Here is a 20,370-nt window from a genome sequence, read left to right on the forward strand (position 1 = left end):
AGGCCGTTAGCCAAAAGTATAGAGTGAAAGCTGAAACGAGGCGGCAATGCGTTGACAGTTAGCGCCTATCGCAAGAAAAGCGATCATAATCACAGTCGAACAGGCTACAATCGGACAAACGCGTCATTTTTATTCTCAAGCCTAAGAGTGTTGCTATGAAAAATATCAATCCTAGTCAAACCGCTGCTTGGCAAGCCCTGCAGCAACATTATGCACAGATGAAAGACGTACGGATCGCCGACCTGTTCGCCCAGGACAGCGATCGTTTCTCCAGGTTCTCCGCGACCTTCAACGATCAAATGTTGGTGGACTATTCCAAGAACCGCATCACGCAGGAAACCCTGGAGAAGCTGCAGGCGTTGGCGAAAGAAACCGATCTGCAAGGCGCCATCAAATCGATGTTCGCCGGTGAGAAGATCAACCGCACCGAAGATCGCGCGGTGCTGCACATTGCCCTGCGCAACCGCAGCAACAGCCCGATCCTGGTCGACGGCAAAGACGTGATGCCGGAAGTGAACGCGGTGCTGGCCAAGATCAAACAGTTCTGCGCGCGCGTCATCGGCGGCGAGTGGAAAGGCTACACCGGCAAGCCGATCACCGACGTGGTGAACATCGGCATCGGCGGTTCGGATCTCGGCCCTTACATGGTGACCGAAGCGCTGCGCCCTTATAAAAACCACCTGAACATGCACTTCGTCTCCAACGTCGACGGCACCCACATCGCCGAAACGCTGCAGCCGCTGAATCCGGAAACCACGCTGTTCCTGGTGGCCTCCAAAACCTTCACCACTCAGGAAACCATGACCAACGCCCACAGCGCGCGTGACTGGTTCCTGAGCAGCGCCGCCGATCAACAGCACGTGGCCAAGCACTTCGCCGCGCTGTCCACCAACGGCAAAGCGGTAGCCGAGTTCGGCATCGATACTGACAACATGTTCGAGTTCTGGGACTGGGTCGGTGGCCGTTACTCCCTGTGGTCGGCGATCGGCCTGTCGATCGCGCTGTCCATCGGTTATGACAACTTCGAGCAGCTGCTGAGCGGCGCGCACGCTATGGACAAGCACTTCGCCGAAACGCCGGCGGAGAAAAACCTGCCGGTGCTGCTGGCGCTGATCGGTATTTGGTACAACAACTTCTTCGGCGCCGAAACCGAAGCCATTCTGCCGTACGATCAGTACATGCACCGTTTTGCCGCTTACTTCCAGCAGGGCAACATGGAATCCAACGGCAAGTACGTCGATCGCAATGGCAACCCGGTGGATTACCAGACTGGCCCCATCATTTGGGGTGAGCCGGGCACCAACGGCCAGCATGCTTTCTATCAGTTGATCCACCAGGGCACCAAGCTGGTGCCGTGCGATTTCATCGCGCCGGCCATCAGCCATAACCCGCTGGGCGATCATCACGCCAAACTGCTGTCCAACTTCTTCGCTCAGACCGAAGCGCTGGCGTTTGGCAAGTCGCTGGAAGTGGTGGAAGCCGAGTTCGCGGAGCAGGGCAAAACCCCTGAGCAGGTCAAGCACGTGGCGCCGTTCAAGGTGTTTGAAGGCAACCGGCCGACCAACTCGATCCTGCTGCGTGAAATCACCCCGTTCAGCCTGGGTAGCCTGATCGCGCTGTACGAGCACAAGATCTTCACCCAGGGCGCGATCCTGAACATCTTCACCTTTGATCAGTGGGGCGTGGAGCTGGGCAAACAGCTGGCTAACCGCATCCTGCCGGAGCTGGCGGGCAGCGAGAAAATCAGCAGCCATGACAGCTCGACCAATGCGCTGATCAACCGCTTCAAGGAATGGCGCTAAGCGCCTGAGCTGAAGCCAATAAAAACCCGCCGCGGCGGGTTTTTTTACGTCTGTAACAAATTACAGATTGATCGGCACTTCGAAGCTGACGCCCGCGCCCACGTCATCGGCGGTGCTGTGATCGTTGTCGGTGTACCACAGGCTGGTATCGAACTTAACCTGAGACGGGAAGGTGTAACCCCAACCGACCTGGACGCCCTTCAGCGTATCGGATTTCGGGAACGCCTGGTTGATGCTTTGGCTCAGCGGGTTCACCTTGGCGTATACCAGACGGGTGCTCCAGCGCTGGCTGTCGTCCAGCACCAGCTCGACGCGGCCGGACAGCATCTGGCCGTCGCCGCCCATCGCGTGACCCAGCGGGTAGCCCTGCTGATAGTAGCCGCCTTTGTAGATGTAGTGGTTGTACACGTAGTTTTTACGGCTCATATCCGAACGGGTATCGGAACCTTCAATATACCAGTTGATGGTGGTCGGGCCCCATTCCGGGTGACCTTCCAGACCGAGCAGATAGGTGTTTTTCGACGGCAACATGCCGGCTTCATCTTCGCCGACCAACTGGCCATAGAGGCTGACCGGCAGGCCGATCAGCGGCTGCATTTTCAGCTTGAAGTCGAAACCGGCGAGCTGGTTGCCCGGATCGTTGCCCTGACCTGAGTCATCGTTATCGTTACCGCTAAAGGCATCCCAGAATGAACTCCATGACTGCGGACGGCCTTTCCCCCCCCACTGCATGATGCGCGATGCGCCCAGCTCGACGAAGTCGGTAGGCATCATGGTGAAACGGCCGCCGATCAGTTTGGTGTGCGGTACAGAACTGTACTGCGACAGCTGGCCGGCTGACAGCTGGTATTGCCAGCGGCCGATCCACGACAGCCACGGGGTTTCAAACGGCGATTGGTCGGCGCGCTGCAGCATAAAGCCGGCCACTGGGCGCGCGGCGTCGGAGCGGATCAGGCTGCCGTCGTAACCCGGGCCCCACCACTGGGAAACCTCGCCGAAGGAGAGCCATTGGTTCCAGATTTTCACTGCGCCGTAGGAGCCGTTCATGTTGAATTTGGAACCGTCGCTGACGCGCTGATCGCCTTCCACCGAGCCCTGCAGACGCACGTCCCAGAACTCGCCGTTGGCGCCGGCGCCGATGGTCAGGCGATCGTCGGCGTACTCGTTTTGGCCGAAGCCTTGCGGGGTGCCGGGTTTATCGGTCGACGCGTAACCGCTGACGCGGATGTTGGCTTTCAGGGCATCGACGCGGCGTTGCACGCGGTCGATGACGTTTTTCTCGGTATTGGTGACCGGTTTGGCCTGCGCGATAACGGAACTGATCTCTTCCTGACTCAGCGGCCAGGTGGACAGGCTGACATTGATGACGCCGCGGTCAGACAACCAGGCGAGATCGTTACGCAGATCGTTGTCAGGGGCTACCAGGCCGGCGGCGTGGCCGGACAATGCACAGGTAAACAGGCCTGCAGCGACCAGTCCGTTAAGTTTAGCGCGCATAAAGAATTCCCTTGTTAATTCGAGGTTATTGGTTTTATGTAAAGATCTCTGTGACCCATGATAGTTGACATTTCGATTTGCTACAAATCTATAAGCCAGAAACATCTTATTATAACGTGATGAATTAAATGGGGTTTAAAGTGCTTTCGCGAAGGGCGGAATTTTTAGGACAATGCCTATATTGGCACGGTTGAATCATATAAGCGGTATTCAGGAGAGGTTTTATGGCAAAAACGTCGCGTTCGATCATGATAGCGAAGGGGCTGCAGCGGGTGCTGAACGTGGGCTTGTTGCTGCTGGCGGCAATTCTGGTGGTGTTTCTGGTCAAGGAGACCATCCATCTGGCGAAGGTGTTATTTATTAATAGCGAAGAGTCGTCCTCTTACCTGTTGATTGAAGGCATCGTGATTTATTTTCTGTACTTTGAATTTATCGCCTTGATCGTCAAGTATTTTGAGTCGGGTTATCATTTCCCGCTGCGCTATTTTATTTATATCGGCATTACCGCGATTATTCGTTTGATTATCGTGGATCACAAAAATCCCATCGACACCCTGATCTACGCGGCGGCGATATTGGTGCTGGTGGTGACGCTCTATCTGGCCAACACCGACCGGCTGAAACGGGAATAGCGGAGATAAAAATGGCGGCCAAAGGCCGCCAAAGACACAGGATTACCGCTATCGCGGAAAAACATCAAACGCACTGCAGTGGCACAAATTACCCCTTCACGCCGCCGGCCGTCAGGCCGCCCACCAGCCAGCGCTGCGCCAGCAGGAACACGGCGGTAATCGGTATCGCCGACAGCACCGCAGCAGCGGCGAAGTCGCCCCACAGGTAGTTCTGCGGGTTGAGATATTGCTGCATCCCCACCGCCAGCGTGTAGCTGTTCACATCGCGCAGCAGCAGCGACGCCACCGGCACCTCGGTGATGGCGGCAATAAACGACAGAATGAACACCACCGCCAGAATTGGCACCGACAGCGGCAACAGCACCAGACGGAACGCCTGCCACGGCGTGGCGCCATCCAGCGCCGCCGCTTCTTCCAGCGAATTGTCGATGGTTTCGAAATAGCCTTTGATAGTCCAGACGTGCAGCGCAATGCCGCCCATGTAGGCGAAAATCACGCCGCCGTGGGTGTTCAGGCCGATAAACGGAATGTACTGGCCCAGGCGGTCGAACAGGGCGTACAGCGCCACCAGCGACAGCACCGCCGGGAACATCTGGAAGATCAGCATGCTCTTCAACAGCGTGCTCTTGCCGCGAAAACGCATGCGGGCGAAGGCGTAGGCGCAGGTGGTGGACAGCGTCACGATGCCGATGGCGGTGATCGCCGCGATCTTGACTGAGTTCCACAGCCACAGCAGCACCGGGAACGGCGGTGGCGTCACGCTGCCGTCGGCGTGGGTGACGCTGAAGCCGAGCGCCAGCCGCCAGTGATCCCAAGAGAGGGTTTCCGGTATCAAGCTGCCGGTGGCGAAGTTGCCGGCGCGCAGCGAGATGGCCACCACCATCAGCAGCGGGAACATGATCAGGGCGATAAAGCACAGCATCAAGATATGGGTGATCCACAGGCGCAAGCGCTGGGATTTGGGTTGAACCATGGCCATCGTTATTCTCCCTAATCGAAGTTCATCTTGCTGGCTTTCAAATTCAGGATCGCCAGCGCGCCCACCAGCAGGAAGATCAGCGTGGCGATGGCGGCCGCCAGGCCGAAGTCTTGCCCGCCGCCGCCTTCGAAGGCGATGCGGTAGGTGTAGCTGACCAGCAGATCGGTATAGCCGGCCGGCGTGGTGGTGCCGATCATGTCCGGGCCGCCGTTGGTCAGCAGCTGGATCAGCACGAAGTTGTTAAAGTTGAAGGCGAAGCTGGCGATCATCAGCGGCGTCAGCGGCTTGATCAGCAGCGGCAAGGTGATGCGGAAGAAGTTTTGCCACGGGTTGGCGCCATCCATCGCCGAGGCCTCGTACAGATCGTCCGGGATCGCTTTCAGCAGCCCCATGCACAGGATCATCATGTACGGATAGCCGAGCCAGGTATTGACGATCAGGATCATGCTCTTGGCGGTGAGCGGATCGCTGAACCAGGCGGGTTTGATGCCGAACAGATGGCTGAGCATCATGTTGATTTCGCCGAAGCTCTGGTTGAACAACCCTTTGAAGATCAGGATCGAGATGAACGACGGCACCGCATAGGGCAGGATCAGCAGCACGCGGTAGATCGCCTTGCCTTTCAGCGCCTCCCACTGCACCACGCAGGCCAACACCATGCCGACCGCCACGGTGAGGATCACCGTCATTACCGAGAACACGATGGTCCAGATGAAGATCGACACGAACGGTTTCTTGATGCCCTCGTCCTGCAGCACCCGCAGGAAGTTTTTCCAGCCGGTGGTGACGGTATAGCCGGGGCTCAGGGTTTCCTGCGCCCAGCCGCCGTCGGCGTTGATCGCCTGATAGAAGCCTATGTCGCCGTTCGGCCGATAGCGCACCTGGGTCTGGTTATTGGTCAGCGTGCTGCCGTCTTTGTCCAGCGCATACAGCGGGCGGGTGCCGGAGAATTGGCGAAGAGAGCTCATGCGCAATTCACCGCCGTCGGGCAGTTGCGCCACCAGCTGGCTCAGCGCTTGCCGGTTCTGGGTGATCACCCGCAGCGTGGCGCGTTCGCCCTGCGGCGCGGCGCTCTGCGTGGTCAATGTCAGGGTTTGCGGCGCAGCGGCGTCGAGGTGGAAAGGCTCGGAAATCAACGGCTGTTCACTGTCCGGCGAGGTTAATTGCAGGCGCCATTGCTGATTTTCCGCCGGGTAGAGGCCGAAGGTGAAGGTTTTGCCGCTCTGGAACTGGCGTTGCATCAGCACCGATTGCGCGCGCTCAAAGGTCAGCTGGTTGGTGCTGCTGTAGTTGGTAAAGGCGATGGCGATGGTGCAGATCAGCGGGAACAGGACGAACAGTCCCATGCCGGCGACGCCGGGATACACATAGCGCCAGGCGTAGGCGCGGCGGTTGGCGAAGACGTAAAGTCCGGCGCTGACCAGGATCAGCGTCAGGATGGCGAACAGGTATTCACCCTGTGCATACATCAACACAATCAGGTAGCAGGTCACCAGGCTGAACAGGCCGACCAACAGCCATTTCAGCGCGTCGCTTTGCCACCACTTCGATTTTTTACGCGCAGGCGTCCCGGCGTGAGCGAATTGCATAGGGCGTTCCTTTCTGTGAAGCAATGGCGGGGCGCCACGGCACCCCGCACGACGTCGTTACTTGGTGATGCGGGTCTGCACGTCGTCCAGCGCGGCTTTCACCGTCTGACGGCCGCTGACGGCGTTGATCACTGCACTGCGTTCGGCGTACCAGAAGGCGCTCATCTGCGGGATGTTCGGCATAATCTCCCCGTTTTGCGAGTTCTGCATGGTGGCGGCGATCTTCGGATCTTTGGCCAGCGTTTCCTGGTAGGACTTCAGCGCCACCGCGCCCAGCGGTTTATCTTTGTTGACGTCCGCCAGCCCTTCGTTGGTCAGCAGATAGTTCTCGAGGAACTCGGTCGCCAGTTCTTTATTCGGGCTGGCGGCGTTGATACCGGCGGTCAGCACGCCGACGAACGGTTTGGACGGTTTGCCTTTGAAGGTCGGCAGCAGCGTCACGCCGTAGTTGATTTTGCTCTGCTCGATGTTGTTCCAGGCCCACGGGCCGTTGATGGTCATCGCGGTCTGGCCTTTGTTGAACGCGGCCTCGGCGATCGAGTAATCGGTATCGGCGTTGATGTGTTTGTTTTTCACCAGATCGACGATGAACTGCAGGCCGGCCTGCGAACCGGCGTTGGCGACGCCGACATCCTTGATGTTGTATTTGCCGTTCTCATACTTGAAGGCATAACCGCCGTCGGCGGCGATGATAGGCCAGGTGAAGTAGGGTTCCTGCAGGTTCCACATGATGGCGCTCTTGCCGGCGGCGCGCAGCTGTTTGTCCAGCGCCGGGATCTCTTCCCAGGTCTTCGGCGGCTGTTTGACCAAGTCCTTGTTGTAAATCAGCGACAGCGCTTCGACGGCGATCGGATAGCCGATCAGCTTGCCGTCATAGCGCACGGCGTCCCAGGTGAACGGGAACAGCTTGTCCTGGAAGGCTTTGGACGGGTGGATTTCGGCCAACAGGCCGGACTGCGCATAGCCGCCGAAGCGGTCGTGGGCCCAGAAAATGATGTCAGGACCGTCGCCGGTGGCGGCCACCTGCGGGTATTTTTCTTCCAGTTTGTCCGGGTGCTCGACGGTGACTTTGATGCCGGTGTCTTTTTCGAATTTCTTGCCGACTTCGGCCAGGCCGTTATAGCCCTTGTCGCCGTTGATCCAGATAACCAGTTTGCCTTCCTCAATCTTGGCGAAGGCGGAAGAAGAGAGCACCAGGGTGGCCAGTGCCGAGAGCGCCAGCGTTCGGGCGAGGGTAATGCTGCGAGTCATAATCCAGTCCTTCTTTTTGTGGGCACATAAATCAAGGAGAGACGTTTCGCGGTAATAGTGGGTCACAACGCGACATATTCTCATCCTCCCCCCCTCTACGCCCCTGAGATGAGGAGTGTGATCCAGTTAACGTTGTGCTCTATTCTGTGGCGTCAGGCACACAATAGGGGGGCGATTTTTGCCGGCTTGATCACAGATTTGCCTTAAGCGCGGAACTTCTCATCGCCGCGGTCGTTCTCTCATCCTCCCGCCTCCTCCCCCATGAAAAATCCTGTTACGGATGATTACCCTTTCCGGTGACTCCCGCACTATCGGCACATCGATTTTTAACGCCACGCGCAGCAGGGATACCGGATTTATGTCGTCAATGCCTATCGCCACTCAGCCCACCCTGTACCGGATCCATCCGGCCAGTTTCCGTGACGGAAACGGGGACGGCGTGGGCGACGCGCACGGCATGCTGGCGGCGCTGCCGTACCTGAAAGCGCTGTCGATCGACGGCCTGCTGCTGCCGCAGACGCTGGCGCCGGAGGCCGAGGCGACGGTGACGGGCGAAGGGCTGACGCTGTGGTACGGCGATGAAGCCAACCGCGTTCGCAATGCCGTCGCGCCGCAGCGGTTCGCCCACGGCGCGCTGGCGCTGGACGTGATGCCGTTCAGCGCGGAGAAGCTGGCGGCGGTGTTGCACGCCCGCCGCGCCACGTTGGCGGACAGCCTGTGGAGCACCGGGGACGCCGAGCAGCCAAGAGTGGTCAGCCGCTGGGGGCAAGGCGATCTGCGTTCCGCCGCCGCCTTTTTGACGCTGTTGGCGATGTTGCCGGCGCCGATCTGCCTGTATCAGGGCGAAGAGCTGGGGCTGCCGCATGCCGCCGGCCTGCAGGATCCGCGCGGCGCGCAAACGCCGATGCCGTGGCATGAAGCCCCCGAACAGGTCACCGCCGGGGAGATCAGCTGGTATCAGCAGGTGGCGATCGAACACCGCGCATTGGCCATCAGCCGCCAACAGCACGACAGCCACTCCACCTTACGTTACTGCCAGGCGCTGTTGGCTCTGCGCCGTTCGCCGCTCATCCAGCGCGGCGAGCTGAACGCGGTCAGCCAGCGGGACGGCGTGGTGCGCTTACTTATTACCCATCAGGATCAATGCCTTGAAGCGCTGATAAACCTGCAGCCTTATACTCAGGCGGCCGCGCCGTCTGAGGCGACCTTGCCGTTGGCATGGCAGCACGGCGCGCAGCAAGAGGGTCATCAATGGGTTTTGGCGGGCTTTGCCTCCGCCATTTTCACACGACATGTTAACTGCGAAAGCAGGGGAGTAACGCATGGCTAGCGTGACACTGCGCAGCGTTTATAAGGCCTTCGGTGAGGCCGTGATTTCCAAAGACGTCAATCTGACCATCGAAGACGGCGAGTTTGTGGTGTTCGTCGGGCCGTCGGGCTGCGGCAAATCGACGCTGCTGCGCATGATCGCCGGGCTGGAGGACATCACCTCCGGCGACCTGCTGATCGGCGAGAAACGGATGAATGAGGTGCCGCCTTCCGAGCGCGGCATCGGCATGGTGTTCCAGTCCTACGCGCTGTATCCGCACCTGTCGGTGGCGGACAACATGTCGTTCGGCCTGAAGCTGGCCGGCGCCAGGAAAGCGGAAATCAATCAACGGGTGAACCAGGTCTCCGAGGTGCTGCAGCTGGCGCACCTGCTCGATCGGCGGCCGAAGGCGCTGTCCGGCGGTCAGCGTCAGCGCGTGGCGATCGGCCGCACGCTGGTGGCCGAGCCGGACGTGTTTCTGCTCGACGAACCGCTGTCCAACCTCGATGCCGCGCTGCGGGTGCAGATGCGCATCGAGATCTCCCGTCTGCACAAGCGCCTGCAGCGCACCATGATTTACGTCACTCACGATCAGGTTGAAGCGATGACGCTGGCCGACAAGATCGTGGTGCTCGACGCCGGTCGCGTGGCGCAGGTCGGCAAGCCGCTGGAACTGTACCACTACCCGGCCAACCGCTTCGTCGCCGGGTTTATCGGCTCGCCGAAGATGAACTTCCTGCCGGTCAAGGTGACCGCTGCGCAGCCGCAACAGGTGCAGGTCGAACTGCCCAACCGTCAACTGGTCTGGCTGCCGGTGGAAGGCGCGGGCGTTCAGCCCGGCGCCAATCTGTCACTGGGCATTCGCCCCGAACATTTGCTGCCCGGCGAAGCCTCTGAAGTGCGGCTTACCGGCGACGTACAGGTGGTGGAGCAGCTCGGCAACGAGACGCAAATCCACATCCAAATCCCGGCCATCCGTCAAAACCTGGTGTACCGCCAGAACGACGTGGTGCTGGTAGAAGAAGGTGCCACATTCGCCATCGGCCTGCCGCCTCATCGTTGCCACCTGTTCCGTGAAGACGGTACGGCATGTAAACGGCTGCACCAGGAGCCGGGCGTTTAAAGCATCAAAGTCGGTATAACAGGAGAATAATGATGACTACTCTGCGCAAACTTCCTCTGGCACTGGCTGTCGCCGCCGGTGTTCTCTCTACTCAGGCGCTGGCCGTGGATTTTCACGGTTACGCCCGTTCCGGCATCGGCTGGACCGGCAGCGGCGGTGAGCAACAGTGCTTCAAGGCCACCGGCGCCGCGAGCAAATACCGTCTCGGCAACGAATGTGAAACCTACGCCGAACTGAAACTGGGGCAGGAAGTGTGGAAAGAAGGCGACAAGAGCTTCTATTTCGACACCAACCTGGCCTATTCGGTCTCGCAGCGTTCCGACTGGGAAGACGTGACCCCGGGCTTCCGCGAAGTCAACGTGCAGGGTAAAAACCTGATCGAGTGGCTGCCGGGCTCCACGCTGTGGGCCGGTAAGCGTTTCTATCAGCGTCATGACGTTCACATGATCGACTTCTACTACTGGGATATCTCCGGCCCGGGCGCCGGTCTGGAAAACATCGATCTGGGCTTCGGCAAGCTGTCCGCCGCCGTGACCCGCAACTCCGAATCCGGCGGCTCTTACGGCTATCTGGATAACGAATGGAAACAGCGTCCGACCGTCAACGATACCTTCGACCTGCGTCTGGCCGGCCTGGAGCTGAACCCGGGCGGCACCCTGGAGCTGGGCGTGGACTACGGCCGCGCCAATGCGCAGGATAACTACCGCCTGGCGGACGGCGCCAGCAAAGACGGCTGGATGTTCACCGCGGAACACACGCAGAGCATCCTGAACGGTTACAACAAGTTCGTGCTGCAGTACGCCACCGACTCGATGACCTCGCAGAACAACGGCCGCAACGAAGGCGCCACCATCGATAACAACGGCAAGATGATCCGCGTGCTGGATCACGGCGCCATCGACTTCAACGATCAATGGGCGCTGATGTACGTCGCCATGTTCCAGGACATCGACCGCGACAACAACAACGGCACCACCTGGTACACCGTGGGCGTACGCCCGATGTACAAATGGACGCCGATCATGAGCACCTTGCTGGAAGCCGGCTATGACAACGTCAAATCCCAGCGCACCGGCGATCGCAACGGCCAGTATAAAGTGACCCTGGCGCAGCAATGGCAGGCGGGCAACAGCATCTGGTCGCGTCCGGCCATCCGCCTGTTCGCCACCTACGCCAAGTGGGATGAGAAGTGGGGCTACGCCACCGGCGATGATACCGGGTATAACGCCGGCACCGCTTACAACGACACCAGCATGCATACCTTCAGCCGCGGCAAGGATGACGAAGTCACCTTCGGCGCCCAGATGGAAATTTGGTGGTAACGACAGGACGGGGAGGGCCGTAGGCTCTCCCCCAATCGCATTCGCCGCGGCCGGATCTCTTGCCTGATCCATCGCGGCGCTGAAAGAGGATATAACGATGAAAAAGAATCTGCTGTCACTCTGCCTGTCGCTGGCGCTGACCGTCGGCGCGCCTTTGGCGGCCAATGCCGATACGCCGGCCAACGTTTCCGTCGCGCCGGCCATCAGCGCCGCCACGCTGCAAAGCCTGCCGTGGCAGCCGTTGCAGCCGCCGGTGTCGCAAGAGGTGAAGCTCGACGCCGTCAGCCCGCAGCTCAATCAGGGCGAGATCCAGGGGGCGATCGCCGCCTATACGTTGCCGGCCGATCGCGGTTCGCTGGAAGTGACGCTGAGCAGCCTCGCCAAAAACAATTCGCTGTACGCGCCGAGCGTGCTGGTGCTGGACGAGCATCTGCGCCCGGCGGCGTATTACCCGAGCAGCTATTTCCCTTACCAGCCGCCGGGGGCGATGTCCTCCGATCGTCTCGAAGGCACGCTGAAGCTGACGCCGGCGCTCGGTCAAAAACAGATTTACCTGCTGGTGTACACCACTCGCCAGGATTTGGTGAAAACTACGCAGCTGACCAACCCGGCCAAGGCCTATGCGCAGGGGGTGGGCAACGCGGTGCCGGATATCCCGGATCCGATCGCCGGCCACGCGACGACCGGCACGCTGAAGCTTAAGGTCACCGCTGAACAGGGCACCGGCAACGTGATGATCGGCATGCTGCAGCCTGCGCCGACCGTGGCGCCGGTGGTGGTGGGGTCGAGCACCCCGGCCGCGGCGGCGGCACCGATGCCGACGCCGGAGAAACCGGCGGAGCCGATGCTCAACGATACCGAAAGCTACTTCAATAACGGCATCAAGCAGGCGGTGAAGGCGGGCGATATCGACAAGGCGCTGAAGCTGATGAATGAGGCCGAGAAGTTGGGCTCTACCACTGCGCGTAAAACGTTTATCAGCAGCGTTAAAGGCAAGGGGTAACACCCGGCGCTGCCGATGCTGGCTCGATGATTGGTGCGCCTTGGCGCACCTTTTTTCATCCGCGCGCCAGCGTTGCGCCGATCAACGCCAGCAGACGGGTGTTGTCCACCTGCTGCATGATGCGCACCGGCTTGCCCTGCGGCGGCGGCATACCGACCGTCAGGCGCAGGCCGCCCGGCCGCCAACGGCGTGAGCTGCCGCGCGTCAATGCCCCTTCCAGCGCCACATCCACATGGAACATTTCGGTCGTGACCAACTGCGGTTCCAGCAGCCAGGCGATCACCAGCGCATCATGGATCCAGCAGCCCGGCAGGCGCCGCGTATGGCGCGAATAGTCGATCCACGGCTGCGTGGTGGCGCGCAAATAACGGCACAGCGGGGTATCCGGCTGGGTCAGCGCGGCCAGATCCGCCTGGGTCAGCATGGTCTGGGTGGTGACGTCCAGCGGCGCCAGCGTGATATTGGCACCGCTGTTCAACACCAGCCGCGCCGCTTCCGGATCCAAACCAAAATTGGTGTCCTTGATGTATCCTTCGACGTTGAACACGCCGCCCATGATCACGATCTCTTTCACCGCCTGCGCCATCTGCGGGTAAAGCTGCATGGCGTGCGCGACGTTGGTCAGCGGGCCGATCGCCGCCAGCGTGATCTCGCCGGGATGCCGGCAGATCAGTTCGCCGATGGCGATGGCGGCGTCCGGTGCGGGCGCGTTGGCCAGCGAGGGGGCGGGCAAGTCGCGCCACAGCGCCGCCAGCTGCGGATCGGCGATCGGGCGGTCCAGATGGGCGCGCCACGGCTCCGGCGGCTCGCTCAGGGCGCGCGCCGCGCCGAGGGCGACCGGTACCCGGTAGCCGCTCTGCGCCAGCAGATCGGAGGCGACGGCGAAGCCCACTTCACGCGGGGTATTGCCGGCCACGATGCTGATCAGCTCCAGTTGCAGCTGCGGTTTGGCCGCCAGCGCCAGAGCCAGCGCCAGACCGTCATCGACGTTGGCGCCGGGAACGCCGTTGCCGGGATCGCAATCAATGATTAAACGCATAGTAAGGTGTCCTGAAAAACCGCTAGCAGCCGCACGAGTGGCGGATGCGCAGTTGAAAAGCGAATTCATGCAGCTCGGCGGGCGCGGCGCCGGCGGCCAGCATGGCGATGGCCCGCTTGGCCATGGCGTCGATCGGCTGCTCGACCGCGCTGAGCGGCGGCACGCTGAATTCGGATTGCTGCGTGCCGTTAAAACAGATCAGCGCCAGATCGCCCGGCGCGCGCAGCCCATGTTCCGCCAGCGCCGACAGGCAGCCGAGCGCCTGCTGCTCGTTAGAGGTGAAAACGGCGCGCGGGCGCGGGCCTTGCACCAGGCGCTGGGTGGCCTGGTAACCGCCCTGGCGGGTGTAGGGCACCTCGAAAATCCATTCGTCGCGCGGCGTGATGCCCGCTTCCAGCAGCGCATCGCGCCAGCCGTTCAGGCGATCCTGCGCGTTGAGCATGGTCAGCGGGCCGATAAAAATGCCGATGTCGCGATAGCCGTGCTGCAGCAGATGGCGGGTCGCCTGGCAGGCGGCGTCCCGCTCGTCGACGCGAATGGCGCAGACGCCGGCCTGGCTGTCGATGGTATCTATCATCACGCAGGGCGTGCCGGAGGCGCGGATCAGATCGAACCACGGATGGCGATCGACGCTGGTGTACAGCAGGCCGTCGACCTGGCGGCGCAGCAGGTTGTTGATCAGCTCATATTCGCGCTGCCGGTCGTCACCGGCGTCGCCCAGCAGCAGCACGCGGCCGCGGCTGAAGGCCTCCTGCTGCAGCGCCCGCGCCAGCGTGGCGAAGAACGGGTTGGAAATATCCGGCACCACCAGCCCGTAGGTTTGCGTGCTGCCGGAGGCCAGCGCTCGCGCGATGTCGTTCGGCCGGTAGCCGGTCTGCTCGATTGCCGCCAGCACGCGCAGCCGGGTGGCTTCCGCCACCGGGCGCGGACCGTTGTTGATCACATAGCTGACCACGGCGACGGAGGTGCCCGCTATGCGAGCCACGTCGGCGCGGGTAACGCGGCGCGCGGAGTGATTATCCAAATTGAGGTCCTGTTCGCCTTCCCGCTACGCGGCATCCTGCGGCAGGTTGAGATCGCGGCCGCGGGTTTCGGGAGCAAAGAAGGTGGTGATTAAGCCGATGGCCGCCATTACAACAAAATAGCAGGCGACAGGCCACCAGTGACCGAAACCGGACAGCAGCGCGGTGGCGATCAGCGGCGCGGTGCCGCCGGAGAGGATCGACCCGAGCTCCTTGGCGAACGCCATTTTGGAGTAGCGGTTCTTCACGCCGAACAGTTCGACGCCGTAGGCCGCCTGCACGCCGAAGATCCCCAGCGATGCGATGCACATGCCGACCACGATCACCGAGATGACGATCGCCGGCTCACGGCTGTCGAGCAACCAGAACGCCGGGAAAGCGTACAGCACCAGCAGCAGGCAGAACCACCGGTAGGTGATGCGGCGGCCGAAACGATCGGAGAGCCAGCCGGCCAGCGGGATCACCAGAAAACCGCACAGTGAGGCGATCAGCACCGCCAGTGCCGGCACCGATTTATCGACCATCAGCACCTTGGCGACGTAGCCGACGATAAAGCCCTGGCACAGGTAGGAGGGGCCGTTTTCGCCGATGCGCAGGCCGAGCATCACCCAGAACGCCTTGGTGCGCTGCAGGTAGCTGCGCGTATCCGGCGCGGCCTGGGCGGCGTCCAGCATGCGCTGGTGGTTTTGCTGCAGCTCGCGTTCGAACACCGGCGTTTCCCGCACGTGGCGGCGCAGATACAGCGCCACCCCGGCTATCAGGATGCTGGCGAGGAACGGAATGCGCCAGCCCCAGCTCATCAGGTCTTCCTTGTCGAGCTGCAATACCAGCAGCCACACCAGCGACGCCAGCAGGGTGCCACTGTTGGAGCCGATGGCGATGATAGACGCCACCAGCCCGCGCCGCTTGGCCGGCGCGTATTCCGCCAGCATCACCGCCCCGCCGGACAGCTCCGCACCGGCGCCGAACCCCTGCGCGAAGCGCAGGATCACCAGGCAGGCGGGCGCCCAGACGCCGATTTGCGCATAGGGCGGGATCAGGCCGATCAATGTGGTGGAGAGGCCCATCAGCGCCACGGTGGTGATCAGCACCACGCGGCGGCCTTTGCGATCGCCGATCCAGCCGAACACCAGCGCGCCGATCGGCCGCGCGACGAAGCCGACGGAGTAGGTGGCGAAGCTGGCCAGCAACGCCACCAGCGGCGTGGCTTCGGGGAAGAACACGTCGCCGAACACCATGCCGGCCGCCAGGCCGTACAGCGCGAAGTCGACGTATTCCATGGCGGTGCCGAGCCAGCAGGAGAAGGTGGCGCGCCAAAATTGGCTGCGCCCCTCTTTGGTTGCCAGGCGTTCATCGGCCGCCAGCGCGGCGTCGGCGGTCTGTGAAGGGGCAAGCGTTGTTTCGCTCATGGCAGTGCTATCCTCTTTTGTTCTGCGCCTGGAGGGGCGCGGTTAAAGATGGTTTCCCTGGTGCCGGCAACAAAGGTGTGCCGACAAATCATGTCGGACGCATGGCGATTCAACGCTGCCGTATCAGGGTATCTACGCGCGTAGATAACACAACGCGAGGAAGCTGAAACTTTGCGGGCGATCACAGAATCGTCAGCGCGCCGGGAAATGAAGATAGAGAATGCGGATGGCAAAAAGATGACAGAACCCCGCTTTTTCCGGCCGATAGACCTGCCGTTTTCGCCACGAATCAGCCTGCCGCTTTCGCATTTCTGCGCTACAATGGGGGCCTGTTAACAGTTTGTATCGTCTGGCGCGCCGTACCGGCTGCGGTTCAGGCGAGGAGTAAAGCAATGTCTGGCATCAGGGATTCCATCCTGCCGCCGCTGGAGTGGTTATCCGAACAGGATCCTCCGGCGCCCGCCGCCGTCAGCGACTGGCTGATGGAGTTAGGCTCCATGACCCGCCGATTTGAACGCCATTGCGGCCAGGTGCGTGTTGAACCGCAGCGCGAATGCTTCGTCACGCGCGAGGCGCTGGGCGACGAGGCGAACCACCTACCCGACAGCCCGCGCTACTGGCTGCGCGAAGTGGTGCTGCTGGGCGACGGCCAGCCCTGGCTGCTGGGGCGCACGGTGATCCCGGAACATACGCTGACCGGCCCCGACCAGGCGCTGGTGGATCTGGGGACGCTGCCGCTGGGGCGCTATTTGTTCAGCAGCGGCGATCTGACCCGCGACTATATCCATATCGGCCGACAGGATGCGCTGTGGGCGCGTCGTTCACGGCTGCGGCTGGCGGGCAAGCCGCTGCTGCTGACCGAACTGTTTTTACCGGCTTCACCGCTGTATTCAGCGGTCCCCGCATAAGAGAGGAGAGCAAGACGTTGGAGGGAAGCGTGACTCAAAGTAAATGGCGGGCTTACAGCCATTTGATGCGCATTGATAAACCGATTGGCACGCTGTTGCTGTTGTGGCCGACGCTGTGGGCACTGTGGCTGGCCGGAAAAGGCGTGCCGCCGCTGTCGATTTTGCTGGTGTTCGTGCTCGGCGTGTTCCTGATGCGCGCCGCCGGCTGCGTGGTGAATGACTATGCCGATCGCGCGGTGGACGGCTACGTGAAACGCACCGCCGGGCGGCCGATGCCGAGCGGCCGGGTGAGCGCGAAAGAGGCCAAGGTGCTGTTCGTGGTGCTGGTGCTGATCTCGTTCTGCCTGGTGTTGACGCTGAATGCGATGACCATCTGGCTGTCGCTGGCGGCGCTGGCGCTGGCCTGGGTGTATCCGTTTATGAAGCGGGTGACCAACCTGCCGCAGTTCGTGCTGGGCGCCGCGTTCGGCTGGGGCATTCCGATGGGGTATGCGGCGGTCAGCGAATCGCTGCCGCTCAGCTGCTGGCTGCTGCTGCTGGCGAACATCTGCTGGACGGTGGCCTATGACACGCTGTATGCGATGGTCGATCGCGACGATGATCTGAAAATCGGCATCAAGTCCACCGCTATCCTGTTCGGGCGTTATGACAAGCTGATCGTCGGGCTGTTGCAGTTCGCGACGTTGCTGCTGCTGGTGTGGGTCGGTTATCTGGCGCAGCTCGGCGGCGCGTTTTACTGGTCGCTGCTGCTGGCGGGCGCGCTGTTCATTCACCAGCAGAAGCAGATCGCCGGGCGCGAGCGCGACGCCTGCTTCAAGGCCTTTCTGCAGAACAACTATGTCGGGCTGGTGGTGTTTATCGGCATCGCGCTGAGCTATCTGCCGGCGTAACGGTTTCCTGCAGCAAGAAAAAAGGCACCCCAAGGGGTGCCTTTTGTGTTTCCGCGCCGGGCGAAATCACTCGTCTTTCTCTTCTTCCGCATCGGTTTGCGGCAGAGCGTTGGTCTCTTCCGGCATGTTGACGCTTTCGATGGTCAGCTTGATTTCCGGCGTGATCAGATCGCTCAGCATGCTGTACACCTCGAGGGTGTGCTCGCGGATCGCATCGCCGCTGTCGTTGATGTAGCCTTCTTCACGCAGCGTCGCCACCAGGGTGGAGAACACCGCCTTGTCGAAGAACTCCGGCGCATTGATGCCGTGCAGCACCGACAGACGCTGCGCCATGATGCGGCTCTCTTTCTCCAGCGCGCCGCGGTTGATGCTCGGGTTGGCGCTGAGGATCGACATGGTGATGGCGTAGCGTTGCAGGGTTTCGCGCACCCCGGCGGCCAGCAGCTGCAGCGGGCGAATGCGCGCCGGGTTGAGCACCAGATCGTCGCCTTTGTCGCAGATCAGCTGTTGACGGATCAGCTCGTCGATCATCGGCCGCAGCACCTCCGGCAGCTGTTCCTTGTCGTTATGCAGGAACAGCTCGGCTTTCAGCATCGGGTAGATCATGCCGATCTGGCGCAGCAGCTCGGCGCGCGACACCCGGCGATGATGCATCACGATGCTGGCGATCAGCGACGGCAACACCAGCAGATGGTGGATGTTGTTGCGGTAATAGGTCATCAGCACCGCCTGCTCGCGCGGCAGGATGATGATGTCGCCGATGCTGTCCTTCTCCACCTCGAACTTGTTCATGTTCAGCGCGTGATCCAGCAGCTCATCCGGCGTTTGCGTCGGCACGGTGACGTCACGCGCGTAAGGCGCGTTGCGCATCAGCTGCAGGTAGCACTCAAGCTGCTCGACCAGCTGCTCGCGGGTCAGCGAACGCTGACGCGAGGCCAGCAGCGCGGTGGAACACAGGTTCATGGCGTTGGCTGCGGCGGCATTGTTGATGCGCACCATGATCTGGCCGGCCAGATCGTTGACCGTCGGCGTCAGCCAGCTTGGACGCTGAGCTTCGATCGGATCGATCGATTCGCGCCACTGCGGCACGTTCTGGTTGAGGTAAGCCGTCAATGGCAGCGGTTCGCCGAAGTTGACGTATCCCTGGCCCAGGTTGCGCAGCTTGCGCAGGCCGCGCAGCATCTGCGGCAGGCTCTCTTTTTCCTTGGTGGCGCCGCGCAGCTCTTTGGCGTAGGTACCCACTTCCATCACGTGTTCGTAACCGATGTAAATCGGCACCAGCGTGATCGGACGGGTGCCGCCGCGCAGCATCGCCTGGATGGTCATCGACAGGGTGCCGGTCTTCGGCTCCAGCAAGCGCCCGGTGCGGGAACGGCCGCCTTCCACGAAATATTCCACCGAGTAACCGCGGGTGAACAGCTCGCCGAGGTATTCGCGGAACACCGTCGAATACAGCTTGTTGCCTTTAAAGGTGCGGCGGATGAAGAACGCGCCCAGGCGACGGAAGATCGGGCCCGCCGGCCAGAAGTTGAGGTTGATGCCCGCAGCGATGTGCGGCGGCACCAGGCCCTGGTGATACAGCACGTACGACAGCAGCAGATAGTCCATGTGGCTGCGGTGGCAGGGCACGTAGACGATCTCGTGGCCGTCCTGCGCCAGCTGGCGCACGCGCTCGGCGTTGGTGACGTTGATGCCCTGATACAGCCGGTTCCAGGTCCAGCTCAGCACGCGGTCGGACAGGCGCACGGTTTCGTAGGAGAAGTCGGCGGCGATCTCTTCCATCAGCGCGATGGCGTTCTGCTGGGCCTTCTCGTGCGAGATCTTCTTGCTGCGCGCTTCGTCCTCGACCGCTTTTTCGATCGCTTTGGACGCCAACAGCTTGTTGAACAGATCCTGACGGGCCGGCAGACTCGGGCCCACCGCGGCCAGGCGCTGACGCGAGAAGTGCATGCGCGCCACGCGCGCCAGTTTCTGCGCGATGGTTTTATCCGTGCCGTGTTCGGTAGCCATGCGGCGCAGCGACACGGTGTTGGAGAAACGCACGAAGCTGTCGCGGCCGAGCCACAGCACGGCGAAGAATTTCTGCACGCCGTTCAACAGACGCAGGTGCGGCGTGCCGTGGCCTTCGCGGCCCGGCGAACGGCCGAACATCACCGAAACCGGCAGCATTTGAATGTCGAGATCCGGGTTGCTGCGATGCAGGTCCAGATAGTCGTGGAACAGCTTTACCGACTCTTCTTTTGGGGTGTAATAGCGGAATACGCGCGGGCCGTCGTGAATGAACACGTAGCTCGGCAGCACGGTGCCGTCGATCTCCAGCGAGTTGAGCGGATCGGGCAGATCCTGCGCCAGGCACTGGGTGCGCAGCGTCAGCAAATCCGCCTTGGAATTGTAAGGTAAAACATACAAAATCGGCCGTGAGGGATCCAACCCTAGCTCGGTAACCGGATCTGAAGGGATGACCTTACTTCTTACCAACAATTTAAGTGGTAAATTCAATATTTTATAATAAATTTTACGCCAACCTGACATAACAACGTGAAGCCTCTTGTTAGCAATGCGCCGCAAGCATACCAGAAACCGGGTAGCAGATCT

At 61.3% G+C, this 20,370-nt stretch carries 16 protein-coding genes; 8 read left to right on the top strand and 8 right to left on the bottom strand.

Annotated elements, in window-relative coordinates:
• Positions 1–155 precede the first annotated feature (155 nt).
• On the top strand, positions 156–1,802 hold the full coding sequence (pgi, locus tag L085_RS06100; RefSeq protein WP_044030320.1) for a glucose-6-phosphate isomerase: 1,647 nt from the start codon (positions 156–158) through the stop codon (positions 1,800–1,802).
• 60 nt (positions 1,803–1,862) lie between these two features.
• Here the strand turns inward: pgi and L085_RS06105 are convergent, their stop codons facing one another.
• Positions 1,863–3,299 carry a capsule assembly Wzi family protein gene (locus L085_RS06105; RefSeq protein WP_033631963.1) on the bottom strand — a complete coding sequence of 479 codons (1,437 nt, stop codon included), beginning with the start codon at positions 3,297–3,299 and terminating at the stop codon, positions 1,863–1,865.
• Between the two features lie 224 nt (positions 3,300–3,523).
• On the opposite strand from L085_RS06105, the gene psiE reads away from it, so the two are divergent.
• A complete protein-coding gene (gene psiE / locus L085_RS06110) occupies positions 3,524–3,931 on the top strand; it encodes a phosphate-starvation-inducible protein PsiE (protein WP_015379238.1) in 408 nt (135 codons plus the stop codon).
• Positions 3,932–4,019: 88 nt separating this feature from the next.
• Here psiE and malG read toward each other — a convergent pair whose 3' ends face one another.
• From malG to malE, 3 genes are read right to left on the bottom strand one after another with little or no spacing between them, the layout of a single operon-like run.
• On the bottom strand, positions 4,020–4,910 hold the full coding sequence (malG, locus tag L085_RS06115; RefSeq protein ID WP_015379237.1) for a maltose ABC transporter permease MalG: 891 nt from the start codon (positions 4,908–4,910) through the stop codon (positions 4,020–4,022).
• 11 nt (positions 4,911–4,921) lie between these two features.
• Positions 4,922–6,499 carry a maltose ABC transporter permease MalF gene (malF, locus tag L085_RS06120; protein WP_044030322.1) on the bottom strand — a complete coding sequence of 526 codons (1,578 nt, stop codon included), beginning with the start codon at positions 6,497–6,499 and terminating at the stop codon, positions 4,922–4,924.
• 57 nt (positions 6,500–6,556) lie between these two features.
• Complete coding sequence (gene malE / locus L085_RS06125) at positions 6,557–7,750, bottom strand: maltose/maltodextrin ABC transporter substrate-binding protein MalE (protein ID WP_004936701.1); 1,194 nt, start codon at positions 7,748–7,750, stop codon at positions 6,557–6,559.
• Positions 7,751–8,108: 358 nt separating this feature from the next.
• On the opposite strand from malE, the gene L085_RS25935 reads away from it, so the two are divergent.
• From L085_RS25935 to malM, 4 genes are all read left to right on the top strand, one after another.
• Complete coding sequence (locus L085_RS25935) at positions 8,109–9,080, top strand: hypothetical protein (protein ID WP_015379234.1); 972 nt, start codon at positions 8,109–8,111, stop codon at positions 9,078–9,080.
• Positions 9,073–10,182: a maltose/maltodextrin ABC transporter ATP-binding protein MalK gene (malK, locus tag L085_RS06135; protein ID WP_004936708.1), complete on the top strand. Its 1,110-nt coding sequence runs from the start codon at positions 9,073–9,075 to the stop codon at positions 10,180–10,182. The genes L085_RS25935 and malK overlap by 8 nt, the downstream gene beginning before the upstream one ends.
• 32 nt (positions 10,183–10,214) lie before the next feature.
• Entirely contained in the window at positions 10,215–11,504 is a 1,290-nt protein-coding gene (locus L085_RS06140; RefSeq protein WP_028127550.1) for a maltoporin, read from the top strand.
• A gap of 97 nt (positions 11,505–11,601) precedes the next feature.
• Positions 11,602–12,507, top strand: coding sequence for a maltose operon protein MalM (malM, locus tag L085_RS06145; RefSeq protein WP_021505144.1), 906 nt, complete (start codon positions 11,602–11,604; stop codon positions 12,505–12,507).
• Between the two features lie 55 nt (positions 12,508–12,562).
• On the opposite strand, the gene L085_RS06150 is transcribed toward malM, so the two are convergent.
• The 3 genes from L085_RS06150 to L085_RS06160 are packed head-to-tail and all read right to left on the bottom strand — an operon-like array spanning position 12,563 to position 15,977.
• Entirely contained in the window at positions 12,563–13,546 is a 984-nt protein-coding gene (locus tag L085_RS06150) for a nucleoside hydrolase (protein ID WP_021505143.1), read from the bottom strand.
• 22 nt (positions 13,547–13,568) lie between these two features.
• A complete protein-coding gene (locus tag L085_RS06155; protein WP_044030325.1) occupies positions 13,569–14,570 on the bottom strand; it encodes a LacI family DNA-binding transcriptional regulator in 1,002 nt (333 codons plus the stop codon).
• Positions 14,571–14,594: 24 nt separating this feature from the next.
• On the bottom strand, positions 14,595–15,977 hold the full coding sequence (locus tag L085_RS06160; protein ID WP_015379229.1) for an MFS transporter: 1,383 nt from the start codon (positions 15,975–15,977) through the stop codon (positions 14,595–14,597).
• A gap of 392 nt (positions 15,978–16,369) precedes the next feature.
• On the opposite strand from L085_RS06160, the gene ubiC reads away from it, so the two are divergent.
• Positions 16,370–16,885 carry a chorismate lyase gene (gene ubiC, locus L085_RS06165; protein WP_044030326.1) on the top strand — a complete coding sequence of 172 codons (516 nt, stop codon included), beginning with the start codon at positions 16,370–16,372 and terminating at the stop codon, positions 16,883–16,885.
• Between the two features lie 17 nt (positions 16,886–16,902).
• Positions 16,903–17,775 (top strand): 4-hydroxybenzoate octaprenyltransferase, encoded by an 873-nt coding sequence (ubiA, locus tag L085_RS06170; RefSeq protein WP_004936728.1) that lies wholly within the window; start codon positions 16,903–16,905, stop codon positions 17,773–17,775.
• A gap of 66 nt (positions 17,776–17,841) precedes the next feature.
• On the opposite strand, the gene plsB is transcribed toward ubiA, so the two are convergent.
• Positions 17,842–20,307, bottom strand: a complete 2,466-nt coding sequence (gene plsB, locus L085_RS06175) for a glycerol-3-phosphate 1-O-acyltransferase PlsB (RefSeq protein WP_031300261.1) — start codon at positions 20,305–20,307, stop codon at positions 17,842–17,844.
• Positions 20,308–20,370: the final 63 nt, after the last annotated feature.

Origin of the sequence: Serratia sp. FS14 (assembly GCF_000695995.1) — a bacterium.
Lineage (GTDB): Bacteria > Pseudomonadota > Gammaproteobacteria > Enterobacterales > Enterobacteriaceae > Serratia > Serratia nematodiphila.